The 22,472-nt window shown below is 40.7% G+C and carries 14 protein-coding genes; 12 read left to right on the top strand and 2 right to left on the bottom strand.

The window, feature by feature from the left end; all coding sequences use genetic code 11:
* Positions 1-40 precede the first annotated feature (40 nt).
* The 12 genes from N7931_RS00305 (at position 41) to N7931_RS00250 (ending at position 18,817) form a co-directional block, all read left to right on the top strand.
* Positions 41-748 (top strand): DUF6445 family protein, encoded by a 708-nt coding sequence (locus N7931_RS00305; RefSeq protein ID WP_262791245.1) that lies wholly within the window; start codon positions 41-43, stop codon positions 746-748.
* A 92-nt stretch (positions 749-840) separates the two neighbouring features.
* A complete protein-coding gene (locus N7931_RS00300; protein ID WP_262791244.1) occupies positions 841-1,479 on the top strand; it encodes a putative glycoside hydrolase in 639 nt (212 codons plus the stop codon).
* Between the two features lie 133 nt (positions 1,480-1,612).
* Positions 1,613-3,136, top strand: a complete 1,524-nt coding sequence (locus N7931_RS00295) for a glycoside hydrolase 43 family protein (RefSeq protein ID WP_262791243.1) — start codon at positions 1,613-1,615, stop codon at positions 3,134-3,136.
* Between the two features lie 2 nt (positions 3,137-3,138).
* On the top strand, positions 3,139-4,236 hold the full coding sequence (locus N7931_RS00290; RefSeq protein ID WP_262791242.1) for a non-reducing end alpha-L-arabinofuranosidase family hydrolase: 1,098 nt from the start codon (positions 3,139-3,141) through the stop codon (positions 4,234-4,236).
* Positions 4,237-4,555: 319 nt separating this feature from the next.
* A complete protein-coding gene (locus tag N7931_RS00285; RefSeq protein WP_262791241.1) occupies positions 4,556-7,306 on the top strand; it encodes a TonB-dependent receptor in 2,751 nt (916 codons plus the stop codon).
* A 112-nt stretch (positions 7,307-7,418) separates the two neighbouring features.
* Positions 7,419-8,897 carry a tryptophan halogenase family protein gene (locus N7931_RS00280; RefSeq protein WP_262791240.1) on the top strand — a complete coding sequence of 493 codons (1,479 nt, stop codon included), beginning with the start codon at positions 7,419-7,421 and terminating at the stop codon, positions 8,895-8,897.
* Positions 8,898-8,967: 70 nt separating this feature from the next.
* Positions 8,968-10,506, top strand: coding sequence for a carboxylesterase/lipase family protein (locus tag N7931_RS00275; protein ID WP_262791239.1), 1,539 nt, complete (start codon positions 8,968-8,970; stop codon positions 10,504-10,506).
* A 248-nt stretch (positions 10,507-10,754) separates the two neighbouring features.
* Positions 10,755-13,430: a TonB-dependent receptor gene (locus tag N7931_RS00270; protein WP_262791238.1), complete on the top strand. Its 2,676-nt coding sequence runs from the start codon at positions 10,755-10,757 to the stop codon at positions 13,428-13,430.
* 98 nt (positions 13,431-13,528) lie between these two features.
* Positions 13,529-14,314: a family 16 glycosylhydrolase gene (locus N7931_RS00265; protein ID WP_262791237.1), complete on the top strand. Its 786-nt coding sequence runs from the start codon at positions 13,529-13,531 to the stop codon at positions 14,312-14,314.
* 58 nt (positions 14,315-14,372) lie between these two features.
* Positions 14,373-16,901, top strand: a complete 2,529-nt coding sequence (locus N7931_RS00260; protein WP_262791236.1) for a glycoside hydrolase family 3 protein — start codon at positions 14,373-14,375, stop codon at positions 16,899-16,901.
* Between the two features lie 58 nt (positions 16,902-16,959).
* Entirely contained in the window at positions 16,960-18,036 is a 1,077-nt protein-coding gene (locus N7931_RS00255; protein WP_262791235.1) for a sensor histidine kinase, read from the top strand.
* A gap of 1 nt (position 18,037) precedes the next feature.
* On the top strand, positions 18,038-18,817 hold the full coding sequence (locus N7931_RS00250; protein ID WP_262791234.1) for a LytR/AlgR family response regulator transcription factor: 780 nt from the start codon (positions 18,038-18,040) through the stop codon (positions 18,815-18,817).
* 55 nt (positions 18,818-18,872) lie between these two features.
* Here N7931_RS00250 and N7931_RS00245 read toward each other — a convergent pair whose 3' ends face one another.
* Complete coding sequence (locus N7931_RS00245; protein ID WP_262791233.1) at positions 18,873-20,831, bottom strand: glycoside hydrolase family 97 protein; 1,959 nt, start codon at positions 20,829-20,831, stop codon at positions 18,873-18,875.
* 137 nt (positions 20,832-20,968) lie between these two features.
* The gene (locus N7931_RS00240) at positions 20,969-22,471 is read right to left on the bottom strand and encodes a tryptophan halogenase family protein (RefSeq protein ID WP_262791232.1); all 1,503 of its coding nucleotides are present in this window, start codon (positions 22,469-22,471) and stop codon (positions 20,969-20,971) included.
* Between the last annotated feature and the right edge of the window lies 1 nt (position 22,472).

Here is a 22,472-nt window from a genome sequence, read left to right as displayed (position 1 = left end):
TGCTTTGCGGGTTAGATTTAAAGCCCCAAATGGTGAACTTATGATTACATTAAGCCAGGGAAAAAACTTTGCCCTGGATTGCTATTATATCGGGCAAACACAAACACCGATTCTGGTCATAGATGATTTTGTTGCGCAAAGCGATTGGTTAATCGAGCAAGCCTGCTCCGCTCATTTTCAGCGACAGTCGCAGCTATATCCAGGAATACGTGCGCCTGGTCCTAATGAGTATCAAGACTATCTAAAGGCGATTCTACTGCCTTACATTGCCCACTATTTTTCACTTGCCGACGCATCCTTTGTGGTTGATAAACCCAACTATTCGCTGGTGACGCAGGCGGCCAATCAACTGAGTATTTATCAGCGTATTCCGCATGTCGATTCTGTCGAAGCGAATTCATTTGCTGTTTTGCATTATTTATTCAGACAGCCTTTAGGTGGAACCGGATTCTATCGGCATAAAAAAACGGGTTTCGAGCGTCTGAACGCGCTCAATAATGAACTTTACTTTCAATCGTTGGAAAAAGAAGATGGCAGCAACAACATCCCGCGCAGAGCAGATGGTTATATTAACGGTGACACTGCACTATTTCAGCGTATTGGTTCAGTAGAAGGCATTTTTAACCGCCTTGTGGTTTACCCCTGCAATTTATTACATTCGGGTAACATTGAAAAAGAATTTCAACCTGACAATAACCCGAAAATGGGTCGTTTAACTATTAATACCTTTATAGATAGCATTAAATAAATTTATCATACAAAATATTAATATTCATGTTGACTATAATGTATTAATAGCTAAAATTGGTAAACGTTTTGTTAATTAAAAAGGATAATAAAATGAACAAATGTATATTGATATTGATTTTTATGAGTTTGGGGTTTCCGGTAGTTGCTCAAGAAAAAATTAACACCAATTTTTTCTATTTTTTAAATGGTGAAACACCAGGTTATTGGGGGTGGGTTATTCGGGGTGACGGCAATTGGTGGATGCCTATTGAAGATAAAGGTGGGCAAAGTGCCGGTGGTGCTTTAAAAATAGAAAAAGCAGATGATAAAGAAATCCCCTCAGCGCTCAGGTTAAAGTGGCGTAAAGGTAAAGGCGAAATTAATGCATCAATTGTTGGTAGTCCGGTTGACTTGTCTAAATACGAAAACTCAGCCGAATATGCGATTGCGTTAAAAGTGATTTCCCGCAAGGTGCCACAAAAAGTCTTTTTTAAAGTGAATTGTGGCAAAGACTGCAGCGGGCAAGTTGATATTTCTGACAGCTTAAAAAATGCGCCACGGAATAAGTGGTTTGTTTTACCTGTACCGTTAAATTGCCTAGCTATGCAAGGTGTAGATTTAAGCCATATCGACTGGCCGTTTTCACTGGCTACAGCAGATTCTCTGGAACTTCATCTTGGCGAGGTCCGCATTGCACCTTTAGCTAAAGGCTCAAAAGGCTGCGCAGACGAAGTCGCCACCGCTAGCTAATAGGCTCATCAGGTTATTTTGTATTTAAATGAGCAAAATAACCTGGCCTAATTATTTATTCAATTATTCAAATTCTGATATGAAACCATTTTTATTAATATGCAGAATATTCTGTATTTTGCTGAGTGTTACTGTGAGCGCAGGTTTTGTGGCGCATGCTAAATCCAATTTTGAATTTAAACCCAATATTTGGGCCGACGTACCAGATATGTCGGTTATCCGGGTTGGTCAGACTTATTATATGAGTAGTACGACAATGCATTTAAATCCGGGTGTACCTATTATGAAATCCCATGATTTATTGCATTGGCAGGTAATAAATTATGCTCATCAGGCGTTGGATGAGAATAATGCAGCACTGAATTTAGACAGAAACAATGCCTATAGTAAAGGGACTTGGGCAAGCAGTATTAATTATAAAAATGGTGTGTTTTATGTGACGTCATTTTCTTATACCACAGATAAAACCTATATCTGGACAACTACAGATATAGAAAATGGTCAGTGGCAGCAAGTGACGCTAGACGCTTTATACCATGATGCCTCTTTATTGTTGGACGATGATGGTCGAGCTTATTTAGCTTATGGTCATGCTGATATTAAAATAGTTGAACTTAACTCTGACTTATTTGGGATTAAAGCTGGTGGTCTTGCTAAAACGCTTATTACAGATGCAGCGGCGATTGCTGGCGAGGACTTTATTTTAAAAGCGGAAGGCACCCAAATTCAGAAAATAAACGGCTGGTACTATATTTCAAACATTTGCTGGCCTAGAGGTAAACCCAGAACTCAAATTATCCATAGATCTCGCTCGCTCACCGGTCCATATGAAGGTAGGCTGGTTTTTCAGGATGAAGGTATAGCACAAGGTCAATATATCAGTACGCCAGACGGCAAATGGTATCTCTATGCATTTAAAGATAGCGGTGCAGTGGGTCGCATCCCTTATCTAGTGCCGGTTGAATGGCGCGATGGCTGGCCAATCATCAGTCCTCGGGCTGAAAAGTTAGCGCTGCCTTATGGTACAAATAGCGTTCAAGGCTTAATTCGTTCTGATGACTTCAACCAAGCTGAGCTAGATTTAGTCTGGCAATGGAATCATAACCCTATTGAAGGAGCTTGGTCTTTGCAACAACGTCCTGGCTATTTGCGTTTAACCACAGATAAAGTGGTTACTAACCTGTTTGAAGCCCCTAATACCTTAACTCAACGAATGTTTGGACCACAAAGCAGTGCAACGATAAAAATCGAATTAAACGGTATGGAAAATGGTGATTTTACCGGATTGGCAGCCTTGCAGGATGAATATGGGCTGGTTGGTATTGAAAAGCACAATGATCAACACAGTGTACTGATGATTAATAATCAAAATGGCGATCATCAGGTTATTGAGCAGATTGCACTGAGTCAAACTTACATTTGGCTGCGCGTTGTTGGAGATTTCACCAATCAGCGCGATCTCGCTCAATTTTATTACAGTCAGGATGGCAAGCATTGGCAAGTTATCGGTAATACGCTGAAGATGAAATATAAACTTAGCCATTTTATGGGCTACCGGTTTGCACTTTTTAATTATGCAACTGAGCGCAAGGGTGGGTATGTTGATTTTGACTATTTCAAATTAAATGACAAAGTACAAATAACAACTGGAGAATAAATATGGAAAACAGGAAACTCAATAAGCTGGTTATGTCGCTCGCGGCGATCTGCAGTGTAGTCGCCCTGTCCGCATGTATATCAAGCGGTAATAAGAAGCAGGAAGCGGTATTGGTTAATGAGCAAGATAACAGCCAAAACCAGCAGGATAATACCAATAACCAGCAACAGAGCTGTGATTTGCCAACTCAATTTTCATGGCAAGCTTCGGCACCACTGATTTCGCCAAATAATGGAGCCTATGGTATTAAAGATCCATCTGTTGTTCATTATGATAACAAATTCCATGTGTGGGCGACCATTAATGATGGTAGCTGGAAATCCGTTTATTTAAACTTTTCAGACTGGGCTGAAGCTGACTCAAGTGCCCAATATCCGATGCATGGCACAACAGTCGGTAATACAGTCGCACCGCAGATTTTTTATTATAAACCGCATAACAAGTGGTACAACTTTACTCAGTGGGGGCGCGGCTTCTCAACAACGACAGACATTACTGATGTCAATAGCTGGATCAGACGAGAGGACTTTTTACGCAACGGTCCGCCAATTGAGCAAGGCAAGCCGGAATTGGATTATTGGGTGATTTGTGATGACACAGATTGTCATTTATTTTTCTCACGAGATGATGGTGTTTTATATAAATCAAAAACGTCACGCGAAAACTTCCCATATTTTGATGGCTACGAAATTGTAATGGAAGATCACCGAGGTAACGGCAATAGCTTTTTATTTGAAGCCGCCAACGTTTACAAGGTAGATGGTACAGACAAGTATTTATTACTAGTGGAAGCGTATCGCACACCGGGTTATGGTCCAAGATATTTCCGTTCGTGGACATCAACCAGTTTAGATGGTCCGTGGGAGCCGCTTGCTGATACCGAAGCTAATCCGTTTGCTGGCAATGCTAATGTTGATTGGGGCAGCAACAAATGGGCTGATGGTATTAGCCATGGTGAAATGATCCGCTCCGGATATGATGAATATCTGACAATTGACCCCTGTAATCTGCAATTTGTTTTTCAGGGTGATACAGGTGAATCATTGGATGGTACTTATGGGGGAGAACCTTATAAATTAGGGGTTTTAACTCTTAAATAAAATGTCTTTTTAGAAATTTGTAATAAAAGTGAATGAATCGTTTATTCACTTTTATCTTTCCGCAAGTTCATATCATTCAAAAATCACTCATTTCAGTCAATTATTCTGAAAAAATTAACAATTTTTTTCTGCTTAATATTTTTTTAGGCTAAAACTTAACATTATGAACTGCTTATAGTTTTTATGATTATATTAGTGTTTTTTTGTTATATTTTAGTTGAAAGCCTTTGTAAATTACGAAATTTAAGTGTTAATAGTGGTGATTTCTTGTTTTTTGCATGTTATAGTAAAAATGACACTAATGTTAAGGTTTGTAATTATGAAAAAAATGAAGATGTTTTCACTAGGTAAAAAAAGCGTTTTAATGTCTAGTATTGCTTTAGCGTTAACCGCCAATGCTCAGGCTCAGGAAATAGATCAAACAGACAATGATGTTGAAGTAATTCAAATTAAAGGTATGTTGTCGAGTATTCAGAAATCGACAGCGTTAAAGCGTCAATCCAGTGGGGTTGTTGACGCGATTTCATCTGAAGATATTGGTAAGTTCCCAGATACTAACTTAGCTGAATCTTTGCAACGTATTACTGGTGTTTCAATTAACCGTTCAAGTGGTGAAGGCCGTCAGGTAACGGTTCGTGGCCTTGGTCCGCAGTTTAACACTGTATTATTTAACGGCCGCCAAATGCCAAATGCGACCTCTGGCCGTGGTTTTAATTTTGACACAGTCGCTGCTGAAATGGTCAGTGGAGTTGAGGTTTATAAGTCTTCATCTGCTGCCATTCAATCAGGTGGTATTGGTGCAACTATTAATGTAACAACGACTAAACCTTTAGATGTAGGTGAAAGAATTTTAGTTTCTGCTAAAGGTATTTATGATGAAAATGCCAGCTCAACTACACCACAAATTTCTGCTCTATACAGCACAAACCCAACTGAAAATTTTGGTGTGTTAGCTGCTGTGAGTTATCAAGAAAGAGATACTCAAACTGACTCTGTTGAAGTACGTAGATGGCGTTCATATCTTTCTGGTAGTGGCGACTATATGCAGCTAAGCGGTGGTTATCCGTCTAATTCTGCTGGGGGTGAAGCTTTAGTCGATTATATGCCAACTCAAACTGCGGTGACTCGCTCGGAGTCAAACCGTAAGCGTTTAAACGCTAATTTAGTATTGCAATATGCGCTTAATGAAGATTTAACCGCAACGTTTGATGCAAATTATTCTGATCTTAAAGTAAAAGGCCGTGATCTTGAGAGTGCATCATGGCGAACTTATGGTACAAACGAAGGTGAAGTTTGGGATGTTGATGAAAATAACACAGCTATCTTTCATCAATTTAAAGATCGCGGTATGGACTTTTTCTTAGGTGCACCAGAATCAAGAGAAGTCGGTTTACAAACCGGTTTAAATCTTGAGTGGTTTGTGACTGATAATTCAATTTTAAAATTTGATGCTAGTCATGCAACATCTGAAAGCAACCCTGACCAAGAAACCAATGTAAATCGTTCTGATATTCAAATTGCAACTATGGATTATCAATTTATTGTTGATGGCGATATTGCTACCCATTTTTATGATAATGATGATATTGGTTACCAAAACGCAAAACTGCATCAGCAGGATGTTTTCTCAAACCATTACAAAGATGAAATTTCACAATTAAGCCTAGATTACACCTATGAAGGTGACAGTTTTACAATGAAATCTGGCTTAATGTATACAGACCAAACTAAAGTCGTTGAGTCTTTCAATAACAATGTGGGTGAAGGCGCTGATGCATACGCGTTCCGCGGGTTAGTTGATGTTATTGGCGAAAATGGGTTATTTAGCTCATTAGAAGAAGCTCAGGCTGCAGGTTATGGTGTAACGACAATTGACCACGCATTAATTGGTGAAACTGCGTTTTTATCATTTGATCCAGAAGCGGCTTATAGCTGGATTGATACAATTAGAGAAGTGGCTGGCGATGATTCACTGAGTTTAGATTTAGTCCGTCAGACAGATTGGTACGAAGTTCAGGAAAAAACTTTATCTGCTTATTTAGAGTTTACCGCTGAGTTAGAAATTGAAGGTCGTCCATTAACTGTGGTAGCAGGTTCTCGAATTGAAAATACTTCAATTGACTCAACCTCGCTGGAAAAAACACTGGATTCATTAACTTTTGTTGAAGCTGGTGAAGATATGACACTTAACTACTCTGACAGTGTGCCTTACACAGACGGCGATAGTTATGATTTGTTTTTACCAAATATGTCAGTAAAACTGGAAGCGACAGATGATTTAGTCTTACGTTTCGCAGCTTCACGTACAATTACTCGCCCAGAATTGGGTAACATGCGTTCAGCTCGTTCATTTAGCTCAATTCGTGCAGGTGACGTAGGTCAGGCAGTATCAGGTAACCCAGATTTAAAACCTTATATGTCTGATAACTTAGATTTTTCAGCCGAATGGTATATTGATCAATATAGTTATGTATCTGCCGGTTATTTCAGAAAAATCGTTGATAACTTTATTGTGACAGATGCGTCAACAGAAGCAATTGAAGGCGTAATTGATCCAACAACTGGCGAGAATGTTTTATTTGATATTGCGCGTCCACGCAATTTACAAACAAAACAAATCAGCGGTTGGGAGCTAGCTGGTCAGCATGCCTTTGGTGACTCAGGCTTTGGGGTAATTGCCAACGCCACATTTGTATCAACAGATTCTGAATTCACCATTGATCAAACCGATGCTTCAGCTATTGTTGGGTTAAGTGATTCAGCAAACTTAGTTGGTTTTTATGAGAAAAACGGCATTCAGTTCCGAGTAGCTTATAACTGGCGTGATAGCTTTATTGAGCAATTTGGTCACTTCTATGAAACCACAACTGGTGAACCAACTACAGTTGATGAATATAGCCAAATTGATTTATCGGCCAGTTATGACATTAACGACGAAGTCAGTGTTTTCTTTGAAGGCATTAATGTTACAGGTGAAGACATTAGAAAGTATAACCGTTATGAAAACCAAATGGTGTTTGCAGCAGATGGCAGTGCTCGTTTTGCTGTAGGTGTTAGAGGATCTTTTTAAAGACTCATCTACACTCAAATAACTATATCAACTTAATCACATTCAATTGATTAAGTTATAAAGGGGCTGTCAGCAACGACAGCCTTTTTTATTTGCTCGGGAAAACAGATAAATGAAACAAATTAAAAAAGTGGTTATTGTTGGCGGTGGCAGTGCTGGGTGGATGAGCGCTGCCGCATTAGGCAAATTATTAGGTAATCAATTTGAAATTGTATTAATTGAATCTGAGCAAATTGGTACTGTTGGAGTAGGTGAAGCTACCATTCCGACTTTGCATATTTTTAATCGACTATTAGATATTAATGAACAAGATTTAATGGCCAAAACCAATGCTACATTTAAGCTTGGTATTCAATTTGAGCATTGGAAAACGCTAAATGACAGTTATATTCACTCATTTGGTGAAATTGGTACAGATACTTGGGCTTGTGGTTTTCATCACTTTTGGCTAAAAGCAAAGCAGCAAGGATTCGCCATTGATATTGGTGATTATACCGCAGAGCACTTAGCTGCCAGACAAAATAAATTTGCGATAGATTCTAAGCAAAATAAAGGGTATGCGTTTCATTTAGATGCTGGATTATTTGCCCAATATTTAAGAAATATTGCTGAAAAACATCAGGTTAAAAGAGTTGAGGGTTTAGTTACTCAAGCTACTTTAAATCCTCAAACCGGAGATATTGAAACCCTTACACTCGATAACGGCGAACAAATTAGCGGCGATTTATTCATTGATTGTTCAGGGTTTTCCGGATTATTAATTGAAAAACAACTACATACAGGGTTTGATAACTGGGCGCATTACCTGCCTTGTGATAAAGCGGTTGCGGTGCAAACCGAAAGTTTAGCCGAGCTTCGCCCTTACACCAGAGCCATTGCACACCAAGCTGGCTGGCGTTGGCAAATTCCGCTCCAAAATCGTTGTGGTAATGGTTTAGTGTATTCTAGCCATTACTTATCTGACGACGAAGCTGTACAAACTTTGCTGGGTAATTGTCAGGGACAAACCATTAATTCACCGCGACTAATCACTTATCAAACTGGAACCCGCAGAAAACATTGGCATAAAAACTGTGTTGCGATCGGTTTATCCGCCGGATTTATTGAGCCATTAGAATCAACTGGTATTCATTTATTCCAAGCGGCGATTATCAAACTGTTACAAAACTTTCCGGTAGCTGATATTCATTCAACCGAGCGGGATGAATTTAATTTATCTATGCAAAATGAAATGAAGCAAATTCGAGATTTTATTGTTTTACATTATTGCACAACTAAACGAACGGATAGCCCGTTTTGGCAACACTGTCAGAATATGGAGATTCCCGAGTCTTTAAAACACAGAATTGAGATGTTCCGCCACTCGGGCAGAATTGGCAAACAAGCCAATGAGTTATTTGACGAGCGCTCATGGGTTCAGGTGATGTTAGGTATGGGCATTGAACCTATGCATTATCACCCTGTAGTAGACAGACTCACTCAAACTGATCTTCAAGATTTTGTTGAATCTGTTAAACATCAGGTTAAACAAAGAGTTGCACGCTGGCCTTCACACCAACAATTTATTCAAGCGTATTGCCCAGCTAAATAAAATTTAAAATACAAAGGAATATAAATGAAAAAATATATTTATAAAAGTCTAGCTTTCATTGCTTTTTTTGATGTTTAACTTGTATGCTAATCAGCTAGATCCTATGGAAGTTGTCACAGTAGAGCAAGGCATATTACGGGGCAGTACGCAAAATAAGCTGGCTGTTTTTAAAGGCATTCCGTTTGCAAAACCGCCCGTTGGCGAGCTGCGCTGGCAAGCGCCAAAACCTGCTGACAAATGGCAAGGTATTAAAAAAGTAACAGAATTTGCAGCCGGGTGCATGCAGGGGGGGAATCCGCCATCGGGTAAAAGTGAAGATTGTTTATATCTTAATGTGTGGACGCCTGCTCAGTCTGCGACCGAAAAACTACCCGTTATGGTATGGATATACGGTGGCGGCTTTAGCTTTGGCGCAACCTCTGAACCTATGTTTAACGGGGTCAAGTTGACCGAAAAGGGCGTGATATTTGTCAGTATCGCTTATCGGGTAGGGCAACTCGGATTTTTAGCGCACCCTGAGTTATCAGCAGAAAGCGAACATCATGTTTCGGGCAACTATGGTTTGTTAGATCAAATAGCTGCACTTAAATGGATTAAACAAAATATTGCACAATTTGGTGGTAACCCTGACAACATTACCATTTTTGGTGAATCTGCTGGCGCCATTTCTGTCAGTATGCTGGCCGCTTCCCCTCTGACTAAAGGCTTATTTGACAAAGCGATTTCGCAAAGCGGTGGCTCATTTGGCCCAACCCGAACCATTAATTATCCGGGTGAAAATATGTCAAGCATCGAGCAAGCTCAAGCTCAAGGTCTTGAGTATGTTAAAAGTTTCGGGGTTAAATCAATTGCAGAACTGAGAAAAATGGATGCTCAGACGTTTATTCCCAAACAATGGTCTATGCCCGGCGGCTGGCCGATTGTGGATGGTTATGTCATCCCAGATGATCAGTTTATGTTGTATCAGCAAGGCAAATTTAATGATGTGAAAGTCATGGCGGGTTATAACTCTGATGAAGGGGCAAGTTTTGTCTGGGATAAAAATCCACAAAAATTCATTCAAGGTATTCAAACCCGTTTTGGTCCGTTTGCGCCGCAGCTAATTGAAGCTTATTCAGTCTCTGAAGACCTGATTACCCGCTCGGCTAGAAACCTGATTCGGGATGTTGCGTTTGGCTGGCATTCGTGGAGTTGGGCAAGGTTGCAAACACAACACGGTCAAGCACCTTTTTATTTGTACTTTTTTGATCAGCATCCTGTACATGCCAAAGATTCACCTCAATATGGCTATGGTTCGCCTCATGCACAAGACATAGGCTATGTTTTTCAGCAGCTTGACCCTAACCATGCCGGTACATCAAAATCGGATTTGCAGATTTCAGAGGCGATGGCAAGTTACTGGACTAATTTCGCTAAAACCGGCAATCCAAATGGCGACAATTTAACCCTCTGGCCCGCATTTAATCATCAAACTCAGCAAGTCATGTTATTTCAACAAACCACCAAAGTTGCACCTGTACCGGATCGCAAAGCGCTGACTGTGATGGATGAATATTTTAAATGGCGGCGCACGGAAGAGGGTAAAAGCTGGGCAAATAAACCATTTTAACAATGAACAATCTGGCATTGCGGTTTGCTTAAGGGATAAAAAATGAGCGATTTTTATCCCTTGATACAAGAATGGAGGTTGGTGTTTATCTTGAATTCAAAAACCTGATTATTTGATTGCAGATTCGTTTCACCTTGTCGCCTGCTCAGTTTATCGCATCAAGCTTGCTGGCGCTGGGTAAGCTTCTTAACATGTTAAAAAATGGTAATTCATTATCATTTTGTTAACCATAAGAGGTGTGATACAAGATGCATAAATTAAAATTAATTCCACTGGCTGTTTCAATGGCATTAAGTTTACCAGCGATCGCTGCTGAACAAGATGAAACGTCTGAACAACAAGTGACCAATGAGAGTTCATTGGAAGTGATTTCGGTCACCGCAACCAAGCGAAAAACAAAATTAATGGAAACGCCGGTTGCTATTTCCGCTTTTAGTCAGGAAAAGTTAGATCAAAATGGTATCAAGAACGTTAAAGATATCGCGAATTTAGTACCGGGCTTGGATATTTCGGTTTCATCCGAGCAAGCTGCGCCGGTCATTTCTATGCGCGGTGTGCGCTCAACCAATGTAACCGAGTTAGGCGATCCGGCGGTTGGTGTACATTTAGACGGAATTTATTCACCTAGAATGCAAGGTGCACTTGCACTTATGTATGATGTGGAGCGAGTAGAGGCCTTACGTGGACCACAGGGCACTCTGTTTGGCCGTAACTCAACGGTTGGCAGCATTAATGTGATTTCTGCTAAACCTAAGTTTGATGCCACCTCAGGCAGTTTAGATCTGGAACTGGGTCGGTTTAATGCTAAAAGTACAGGCGGTTACATTAATATTCCGGTCAACGATGAATTTGCAATCCGTGTATCCGGTAAATATTTAAAACGTGATTCGCATGTTGAAGGTTACTGGGATCCAAATCAATACGATACGCGTTGGTTGTCGGATGATGTGTTATCGGCACCTGTTATTTCTGAAGATTCATATCAAGGCATTGGTGTTACCAAAACTCAAAAAGAAAATTGGTGGATAGATGCAGCAGGCACAGACCCAGAAGCTCAGAAAGTTCGTGCCCTGACAAAAGCCGGTAAAGAAGACTTTTATGGTAATGCCAACGAATATTCATTTCGTGTCAGTACGTTATGGGAATCGCTTGATTTAGGTATCTCTAATCATACGGTTTTCCAAAAATATAAAAACAGCAGTGCGGGTAATGTTGATATGGTTAACTGTGACAAGTTACGTGGCCGTCCGGACGAATTTGGCGGTGACTGTAGTGACTTTTTACCGAGCGACAATACGTATCAGGCCGTAGTGAATGTGCCGGGTAAATTAGAACTCGATATTACCTATTTACGCAATACGCTGAATTATGAGTTAACTGATGACATCAGTCTGGTTTGGTTGCTCGGTTATGAAAATATGAAGCGTGAATCCGCACAAGATTCTGAAGTCGGCTTAGATGTTTGGGACGGTGCTATGTATTTTATGGATGGCACAGGCGCCCGTTCATACTCAACCGAGCTGCAGCTTCAGTCTGATGAATTTGGTGATTTAGTCTGGATTGCTGGTGTTAATTTGTTCCATGAACGTACAAGCACGTTTGGTTATTACGATAATCCAATGGATGACAAAGCGTTTTGGGACCAGCCAAACCGTTCAACCGATGCGTTAGCAGTGTTTGGACAAGCGACCTATAAACTGACAGATAAATTAAATGCCACATTTGGTTATCGTTTCAGCGATGAAACTAAACAGGATAAAGGTGGTAGAACATATCGTTGCTCAAACGGTGATGGCTGTGCCCCGGGTTGGTTTGGTCGCACCATTTTATCTGAATTAGACACAGATTATTTTGAAGATCCGAGTATCTATCAGTCTTATTTTGCCAATGATAATAAAGGCAGCTGGAGTCATCACGATTTCAGATTAGGACTGGATTATGATTTATCTGCCGACAGCATGATATATACCTATTTAGCATCGGGTTTTAAAGCCGGTGGTATCGGGGATGTATTTGAGGTCGTCAACGACAGAACGGGTGAAACGCAAAGATATGAAACCCAGTTCGACCCGGAAGAAGTACTCACTTGGGAAATCGGTGCCAAATCAAGCTTTTTTGATAATTCTTTAAATGTTCAAAGTACCTTCTTCTACACAGATTATACCGATATGCAATACGCTTCAGTTGGCGCCATTGGTAATGTTGAGCGTTTAAGCGAAGTCAAAGATGAAGATGGTAAAGTCATCATAGGTGAAGATGGAAATCCGGTACTCGATTTTCAAAATCAATCAGTTGTTGCCTATTATACGCAAAACGTACCGGGTGCAACGATTAAAGGTATCGAGCTTGAATTTGACTGGAAACCTTACCCAAGCGGTCGTTTAACCGGTTATGTGACTTGGACGGATGCAAAAATCACCGATGACTGGATTACAAAATGGGATTATGACGCTGAGTATTTATTTAACTTAAGTTATGAAGAATCCGTTGACCCGCAAAACACAGTGCTGACAACCAACTTAAAAGGCAATGAAATGGCGATGACGCCAGAGTTTACTGCCAATTTAAGTTACACCCACAGCTTTAATCTGAGTGAGTATGGTTATATCCACTCCTGGTTCAATGTGAACTGGAAAGATGATTCTTATTTAACGCTTTGGAATGTTGATAAGCATTTAGATGACATGGAATTTTCTGTGCCGGACGAAGCCGTGCGTTATGTCGATGACAGCCGTGATGGTTTTGCAACGGTTAATGCATCAGTCAAATATATGCCTAAAAACGAACAATGGTATCTTGAAGTGTTTGTTAATAATGCAACTGATGAACAAATTCAGTACTGGAGTAATACCAGCAAAGGTTATCCAAAAGGCAGCTATGGATTACCCAGATACTATGGCGTGAGAGCCGGTATTAATTTCTAACCATAAATGGACAACGGCTTATTTATAAGCCGTTGTAATTTAAAACCTATTGAATGCATAAAGCAGGATCCGCTTCAGTATATTTAAACAGGTGGTTTATGAAACAGTTATTTAAAGCATGTGTGCTAGCGTTACCTTTGGCAACACTGGCTTGCAGCAGTACAGTGAATGCCAATTATTTTAAAGATGATTTTAGCTGGGGGCATGACACTGCTATTTGGAATGCGCGCAGTGGCGATAACGGTTCGCCTTTCGGTTGTACCTTTAAGCCAGAGATGATTAATCCAAGTTCGCATGGTATTACCTTATCGTTATCAAACGGACAATGCAGTGAATTGCAAAGCAAAAATCATTATGGTTATGGCCAAATTCAGGGCTCGTTGAAAACCGGCAATACGCCGGGTACTGTCTCTTCTATTTTCACTTACACCTCATGGTACGACGAGCCGGGTAGAGCTTGGCAGGAAATCGACATTGAGTTTTTACCTTCGCTTGGCAATGTCGTTCACACCAATGTGATCTATCAGCCACAAAACGGGACTTATGAAAGCTGGGAACTGGATATCGATTTGGCCCAATACGGATTAAATATACAGCAAAATTTAGTCAGTATTGGATTTGACTGGGGCTCGAATCAGATCCAATGGTATGTCTGGGACAGTAACGGAGCCAAACAGATTCTGCGAACTGTGTACAAGGATAATGGCGACGGTCATATCGCCAATGATGAAATTCCGGCTTATGCCTGGCCGGTGGACCCAACTAAAATCATGATTAATCATTGGCATGGTGATAATTCGCAAAATGCGTTTTATTTCCCCGGACAGTACGCAGCTCAAGCTGCATGGGCTTATTACGATTACATTGAATACGTTCCTCATTAAACTGAATCGCCGGTCTATTTTTATACTGGCCTTTCTTCAATTTTATAAAGTTGTAACCATGAAAAAATTTTATCAATACAGTGCCGCAATGCTGGCCTTGCTGGCGACTTCATTACAGGTTTCTGCCACAGAGAAGCTAGTTTGGCAAAATGCAAACACACAGTTAAAGCGCGACTTGAACGTTGAACAACAGGTGCAGCAGCTACTTGAAAATATGACGCTTGAGCAAAAAGTTGCGCAGATGATCCAACCGGAAATTGGATATTTAAGTGTTGAACAAATGCGAAAATATGGCTTTGGGTCTTATCTCAATGGCGGTAATACCGCCCCTTATGGCAATAAGCTAGCAACCCCTGAAAACTGGTTGGCATTTGCCGACGAAATGTATCAGGCCTCAATTGATGCTAGTGTTGATGGCAGCACAATTCCAACCATTTGGGGTACGGATGCGATGCATGGGCATAGCAATGTCTCAGGTGCGACTTTATTCCCGCACAATATCGGTTTAGGTGCGGCGAACGATCCAAAGCTCATCAAAAAAATTGGTCAGGCAACCGCAAAAGAAGTCGCTGTCACAGGTATTGAATGGAGTTTTGCGCCTACGGTCGCTGTGGTCAGAGATGACAGATGGGGTCGAACCTATGAAAGTTACTCAGAAGATCCGGCCATAGTGAAAGCCTATGCCGGTGAAATGGTTGCTGGGATACAAGGTGATATCGGCCCCGATTTTTTAACTGGTTACCACAGAATTGCAACCGCCAAACATTTTGTTGGAGATGGTGGCACTGAAAACGGTATTGACCGCGGCGATACGCTGGTATCCGAAGCTGTGTTAAGAGATATTCATGCAGCTGGTTATTTTTCGGCAATTGAAGCTGGTGTTCAGTCTGTGATGGCTTCTTTTAATAGCTGGAAAGGCAAGAGATTGCATGGCGACAAGTATTTATTAACCGATGTCTTAAAAGGACAGATGGGTTTTGATGGTTTTGTTGTCAGCGACTGGAATGCGCATAAATTTGTTGATGGTTGTGACATAGAACAATGTGCTGGTGCAATCAATGCCGGAGTTGATGTCATTATGGTACCAGAACATTTTGAAGCGTTTTACCACAATACCATCAAACAGGTTAAACAAGGCATTATCCCACTGGCGCGAATCGATGATGCGGTTACCCGTTTTTTACGAGCGAAAGTACGCTGGGGCTTACTTGAAAAAGGCAAACCCTCTACCCGTTTGCATGATGAATTGAAACACAGTTTTAATGCCCCAGCACATAAAGCGTTAGCACGTGAAGCGGTCAGAAAATCTCTGGTACTGCTGAAAAATAACCAGCAAATTTTGCCTTTAAATCCAAGCCAAAACATTTTGGTGACGGGTAGTGGAGCAGACAATATTGCGAAACAAGCAGGTGGCTGGAGTGTTTCATGGCAGGGCACTGACAACAGCAATGCTGATTTTCCAAATGCGACCTCTATTTATGCAGGCATTCAACAAAAAGTGATGGCAGCAGGTGGCAAAGTGGAACTGTCTGAAAATGCTCAATTCAAAACCAAACCGGATGTCGCGATTATGGTGATTGGTGAAGAACCATATGCAGAGTGGTTTGGTGATATCCAGTCAATTGAATATCAGGCCGGCAATAAGCAGGATTTAAATTTACTCAAACAGCTGAAACAGCAAAATATTCCGGTTGTCACTGTCTTTTTGAGTGGCCGTCCACTTTGGGTGAATCAAGAATTAAATCAGTCTGATGCATTTGTTGCCGCCTGGTTGCCGGGTTCGGAAGGTCAGGGCATTGCCGATGTTATCTTGAGTAAAAAAGACGGCAGTATTGATTATGATTTTAGCGGTAAACTCAGCTTTTCATGGCCTAAATTTGATGATCAGTTTGTATTGAATGTTAAGGATGACGATTACGATCCTTTATTTGCATATGGATTTGGTTTAACTTATCAGGACAAACTAGATTTACCTCAGTTACTGGAACAAAATAGGCTGGTTAAGTCTCTGGATGTAAATGAGTCTTTTGCTTTATTCGAACGTAACTTAACACAAGGGCTTGTTTGGTCACTAGCGAATGAAACTCAAGCTGGCAAAATGCAGACGCTGAAAATTAATTCACCGTCAGGTACCAGTGAAGATAAACACAGTATTCGTATGCAATCTGTTAACTTAGCTTATCAGGAAGATGCGCGCCGCTTTGTTTGGCAAGGCGAAAAATTTGCCAAAATGGCATTAAGTTACCAAACTACAGGTGATTTAACTGAGCAGGTTAAGGCTGCAGAAGTATTGAGCTTTGATGTGCGAATGGATGAGTATCCGCAAAATGAGGTCAATTTAGGGCTTTTGTGTCGTGCCAACTACTGTTTAGTTGAGCAAGATATACAGGCTATTTTAAAACAGCAGGCGTTAGGTAAATGGCAAAGGCTTGAGTTTGATATATCCTGTGCACATCAGTCCAATCAATTAAACCGTTTGGCTCATGTGTTAACGATGCAAACACAAGGTAATATGGCGCTGGCAATTGCCAACGTTAAATTAGATAAAAAGTCGTCTAATCAGACCATTGTCACCAGCTGTCAATAAATCAATGGTAAGCCGGGTGAATATAGGATTCACCCGGCTTTTCGAAAAGGTCAACTGAGTGCTTAAATTTAACTCCAGAACTCAACTTTTTTGGTTATGCCAATATTCAGGTTGGCTGGTTTATGCCATTCTGACTGAGTTAATGATTAAACTGCCAGGTAATGAACCCTGGCAAATTCATTTCCCCCATTTATTGATGGATACTTTGTTTGGCTTTACGATAACGCTATTACTCAGGCAGCTATTTCATTTTTTACAAAATACCCCCACTCGAATTAATATTACTGCGCACATTATCTGCATCATAATTGCCTGTTTAGTCTGGACTAAACTTAAATGGTTTACCTTGCTGTGGTTATATGACAATCCGACTCAGAGCATGACCTGGTTTGACTTTGGGACATGGAATCTGGCGTCCTTAACTATGTTATCAACCTGGTCCGGCTTTTATTATGCGACTAAAGCCTATTTAAAGGGGGTTGAAGAACAACGCAAAGCAGCAGAAGCGATTAATCTGGCGAGTGAATCTCAGCTAAAAATGCTCAGATACCAGCTCAATCCGCATTTTATGTTTAACAGTATCAACGCCATTTGTACCCTGATATTGCAAAAAGATAATTTGCATGCTGTATCTATGCTGGAAAAACTCTGTGATTTATTACGCTACAGTTTATATACGGACCCTCTGGCGAAAGTAACAGTTAAAGAAGAAATCAGAATTTTATCCACGTATTGTGATATCGAAAAGTGCCGTTTTAAGGAAAAGCTCACGGTGAACATAGTGACAGCACCTGAACTTGAACAATGTCTGGTGCCTTCATTAATTTTGCAGCCCTTAGTCGAAAATTCGATTAAACATGGGATGGGACTTGAACAGGAAAGTTATCAAATCGAAGTTTATTTCAAATCAGTTGCGGATAAATTGATTATCCAAGTCTATGACAGTGGTATTGGTTTTGAACAAAACTTAACTGAATCTGACTTTGGTATAGGGTTAACTAACTGTGAAAACAGGTTGAAGCTCATCTACCCGCAAAATTATCAATTTAAATTGGATAATTCGTCTCAAGGTGGTGCTTTGATTACTATACTTATTCCCAAGCAAACTGAAACAGAGTCATTTTCGCAGGCATAAAATGAATAAAATCAAAACGCTTATCGTGGATGACGAGCTGGGTGCCATCGAAGGTTTGGCAATTAGGCTTAGTGCATTTGAACAAATTGAAGTGGTGGCCACTGCCGGCAGTGTCAAACAGGCTCTGGTTGAAATAAAACAAACAAATCCGGATTTGATTTTTCTGGACATTGAAATGCCTAATCAAAGTGGATTTGATTTAATCGCTGAATTGCAAGCCGATAAAATGCCGGCTATCGTCTTTGTCACGGCTTATCATCAACATGCGGTTAAAGCATTTGAAGTCAGAGCGGTTGATTATTTGCTCAAACCGGTGAACCAACAAAGGTTAGCGGAGTCGATTGCCCGGGTTGAGAGCAGTCAACAAGGAAGTGATAAAAATCAACTGTTGTCTGCATACCACGAGATTGAAGCAAAATCTGAACCCCGCACGTCTACCTTGTCAGCCAATACAGATAAACAAAAGTTGGTGGTGCAGGATGGACGAAATACAATTCAACTCGTGCCTTATCCTGATATTCAATGGATAGATGCTGCTGGCGATTATATGTGTGTGCACACCAGTAAAGAAACGTATGTGATGCGCGCCAGATTAAAAAGTTTAACTGACCAATTGCCGGATTATTTTATGCGCATTCATAAATCCACTATAGTCAATTTAACCCAAATTAATCAGCTGCAGCCGCTGAGTAATTCTGAGTATTCAGTGATTTTACAAAATGGTAAAAATTTGAAAGTCAGCCGTACTTACAGCAAAGAATTAAAACTGAAGTTTGTGTAATGCCACTTAGCTTAAGTTAAGCGGCATTAATTTTAACTTGCCTCAAACAATACACTTATTGATAAATAACCGCGCCACCTTCAGCCAGTAAATTCAGGCTTATTTTACCGTTTTCAGGTACAGTCAGGCGTACTTGTTTGGCGGTTTTGTCTTGTGCATCGACTAACAAATTAACGGCTTGATCGGCCAGCATAGGTAAGTCAATTTCGATCGTTTTAGCTTGTTTTTCACCGTTAACTGCCGCTACATACCAGTTATTTTGATGGCGTCGCGCCAGAACCGCGAGCTTGCCCGGATAACCGGCAATGTATTTGGTTTCATCCCATACACTTGGGACAGTGCGAATAAAATCCAGCACATAATCGGGTTGTTCATTCAGGTTATTTGGGGTTAAGCCAAAATGCTGTACTGGCGACTGATAAATAACACTGGTTGCCAGTTCAAATGCATCCGTTGTTGAGCGAATTGTGCCGTCTTTTTGTGTACGGGATAAACGCTGATTTAAAAATACCGGACCAAAATCCATTGCCCCAACCGGATTGCGGGTAAAAGGTAAGATGGTGGCATTGTATGCGTGTAAGTCGAGTGAGTGTTGATTGAAAACTAAATTTTCAGACGCGAGTACGGCTTCAGAGGTAATAAAGTTAGGATACATACGTTCCCACCCACGAGGCAGGGTGCAACCGTGGAAAGTAATGGCTAATCCATAGTTATTCGCATCAGATAAAATATCTTCATATAATTGCATTGTGGCTTGTTTGTCGCCACCAAAAAAGTCTATTTTTAATCCTTTAACACCAATTTTTTGTAGCCAGGCCATTTCCTGTTTGCGGGCAACGCTGGTACTCATTAAATTTACGGGTGTCTGCGGTGCATCGTTCCACCAACCGTTTGAGTTATACCACAGCATAACGCCAACATTTTTGGAAGCAGCGTACTGGACTAGTTTTTCCATACCTTCTCGGCCAATATTCGCATCCCATAAGGCATCAATCAGAATATATTCCAGATTTAACTCTGCCGCTAAATCGATATATTCGGCTTGGTCAGCATAATTCATACTGGCATCTTGCCAGACAATCCAACTCCAGCTCGCTCGGCCCATTTTATAATCGGTTGATGCCTGATACTGAGGTTTTACCAAATCAAAACTAACTGTGGTTTCAACTATGGGGGCTAAATCACTGCCAAGGGTAATGGTACGCCATGGCGTTTTGGCAGGCAGTGCCATCGCCGAAAAAGTATCACCTATCCCAGAGTTTTCGCCAGCTTGCGGAAATTCAATTTTAAAAATCCCGTCTTTTGTGCTTTCGCCCAATCGGGAACCAACATAATTGCCGTTGACGCCAGTTTCTGAAATTAATATCCAGCCATCTGCTTGGTTTTTGAATAATGCCGGAAAAGTATAACCCACGCCATTGGCTGATGGCGTTCCTAATGCTTGATCATAAGTATAAGGTTCTTCATAGCTGGGTTTAGTGCCTTTCCAGCCCGTCATAGGTAACGCTTGTGGGGTAATAAAACTGGTCGCTTGGTCGGGCAGATTAAAACTACTGGTCTCACTGAGTATTTTTACTCGAGTCGCTTCGTTGGCAGAACTCAACTGATAACGGAAAGCAACATCATTGTTTGCAACATTAAAGGTGATATCCAGCCAGTCGCCGTTTGTATTGCGAAGTCTGGTGACTGCCTGATTGGCTTGATAATTGACCTGACTGACTTTGGCACGATCAAGTTGATAGGTTTGATTAATACGCTTTGTTTGCTCAGAAACATAAGTTAAATTTTTGGAGAAATCACCAATTGAAGTGGTTAAACCCAGAGCAGATTTTTCAATAAAGGTTTTGCCCTGATAGCTGACCTGATAATACGCCTGACCTTGCTCAAGTGTTAGCTCTACGGCTAATTGATTGTCCGGACTGTGAATGGTTATTGGCATTTTTGCCAGCGTATTACAGCTGGCGGCAGACAATATTAGCGCCAATAGATGCTTATTAACATGAAACAAATTCATTTCTCCTTAGTTGAATGTGATTGAAAATAGAATTAATGAAACAGCGAGTTTCGGTTTGATTACTTAAATCTCAGTTTATCTGCGGTTTTAGCTGAATTTTTTAACCCAAATAAACTGAGCACGTTTACTCACTCAATTTATTCGGCTTTACAAAACTGATTAATAAATGCTTGTTGGCTTGGCATGTAATCCACACATTGTTTAACCACATTTTCAATTCCGGCAAGATTTTGTTTTAGTTGTTCTGTTGGCATGATATCCACCATAGGATGGTAACCTTTTGGTTCAATATTTTGCCCGAATAAAACTTCTACCCAACTATTTTCATTGAATAACTCGTTATTAAAACGATTCACATGGCCATGTTGCTGAAACAGCTCCAATTTTTCTTTAAGTGAATCCGGCACTGACATGTTTTTGCAGTAACGCCAGAATACTGAGTCTTCCCGCTGGGTTGCTTTGTAATGCAATATAATAAAGTCACGAATACTGTCGTATTCAAAGTGAGTTTGGCGGTTAAATTCATCAATATTGGCCTGATGAAAACTTTTATCCGGGAATAATGACATTAAACGGGCAATCGCCGATTGAATTAAATGAATACTGGTGGACTCAAGTGGTTCCATAAATCCGCTGGATAAGCCAATTGCCACACAGTTTTTATGCCAGAACGCTTTGCGTTTACCGGTTGTAAATTGGATTAATCTGGCTGGCTGCAAAGCCTCGGTATCCAGATTATCTAATAAGATTTTTTCCGCTTCGCTGCTTTGCATATATTCGCTGCAAAATACATGGCCGTTGCCGGTTCTGTGTTGCAATGGAATACGCCACTGCCAGCCAGCACTATGCGCAGTTGAACGGGTATAAGGTGGAAGCGGCTCAATTTTTTTACTGGGTACGGCCAGAGCCGAGTCACACGGCAACCAATGCTGCCAGTTTTCATAGCCAATATTCAGTGTTTTTTCAATTAATAAGGCGCGCATACCGCTGCAATCAATAAAAAAATCAGCTTTCAGTATTTCACCTGATTTAAGTGAAATACTTTCAATGAGTTCACTGACCGCGTTAACCGAAGTACTTTCTACATCACCTATGACATGGTTAACACCACGAGCCATAGCGTACTCTTTTAGGTATTGCGCATATAAACCAGCGTCAAATTGGTAGGCATAAGTAATATCGGATAAGGGAGAATTCCCTGCATCAATTGAACGCATAAATTTGTTTTGATAAGCCGCGCTACAATTCAGCGCATAATCTGCTAAAGGTTTAGCCTGATTTTGCTGACGCAATTTCCACCAGTAATGGTGAAAAGGTAGGGCAGACATATCCTGACCTAAATGACCAAAACCGTGAATGTAAGAATCGCCAATTTGCCCCCAGTTAACAAACTCGATACCCAGTTTAAATGTGCCTTGCGTTTTTTTAATAAAATCATCTTCATTTATCCCTAATGTTTTATTAAATACCTGAATTTGAGGGATAGTTGCTTCGCCCACACCAACACTGCCTATGCTGTCGGATTCAATCAGGGTTATTTGATAATCAGCCGTTAAAAAACGACTCAGGCTGGCTGCTGTCATCCAGCCGGCGGTACCACCGCCCAAAATGATAATTTGTTGAATATTATTATTTGTCATG

It is taken from the genome of Catenovulum sp. 2E275 (genome assembly GCF_025515275.1).
In the GTDB taxonomy this organism is placed as follows: domain Bacteria; phylum Pseudomonadota; class Gammaproteobacteria; order Enterobacterales; family Alteromonadaceae; genus Catenovulum.
This window is presented reverse-complemented; position numbering and strand designations above follow the sequence as displayed.

Bases quoted from the DNA above. Each gene is read 5' to 3' on its own strand.
- N7931_RS00245 (WP_262791233.1), bottom strand. From the start codon at position 20,831: ATGAATTTGTTTCATGTTAATAAGCATCTATTGGCGCTAATATTGTCT.
- N7931_RS00250 (WP_262791234.1), top strand. From the start codon at position 18,038: ATGAATAAAATCAAAACGCTTATCGTGGATGACGAGCTGGGTGCCATC.
- N7931_RS00275 (WP_262791239.1), top strand. From the start codon at position 8,968: ATGTTTAACTTGTATGCTAATCAGCTAGATCCTATGGAAGTTGTCACA.
- N7931_RS00270 (WP_262791238.1), top strand. From the start codon at position 10,755: ATGCATAAATTAAAATTAATTCCACTGGCTGTTTCAATGGCATTAAGT.
- N7931_RS00290 (WP_262791242.1), top strand. From the start codon at position 3,139: ATGGAAAACAGGAAACTCAATAAGCTGGTTATGTCGCTCGCGGCGATC.
- N7931_RS00260 (WP_262791236.1), top strand. From the start codon at position 14,373: ATGAAAAAATTTTATCAATACAGTGCCGCAATGCTGGCCTTGCTGGCG.
- N7931_RS00285 (WP_262791241.1), top strand. From the start codon at position 4,556: ATGAAAAAAATGAAGATGTTTTCACTAGGTAAAAAAAGCGTTTTAATG.
- N7931_RS00300 (WP_262791244.1), top strand. From the start codon at position 841: ATGAACAAATGTATATTGATATTGATTTTTATGAGTTTGGGGTTTCCG.
- N7931_RS00280 (WP_262791240.1), top strand. From the start codon at position 7,419: ATGAAACAAATTAAAAAAGTGGTTATTGTTGGCGGTGGCAGTGCTGGG.
- N7931_RS00240 (WP_262791232.1), bottom strand. From the start codon at position 22,471: ATGACAAATAATAATATTCAACAAATTATCATTTTGGGCGGTGGTACC.
- N7931_RS00305 (WP_262791245.1), top strand. From the start codon at position 41: ATGATTACATTAAGCCAGGGAAAAAACTTTGCCCTGGATTGCTATTAT.
- N7931_RS00265 (WP_262791237.1), top strand. From the start codon at position 13,529: ATGAAACAGTTATTTAAAGCATGTGTGCTAGCGTTACCTTTGGCAACA.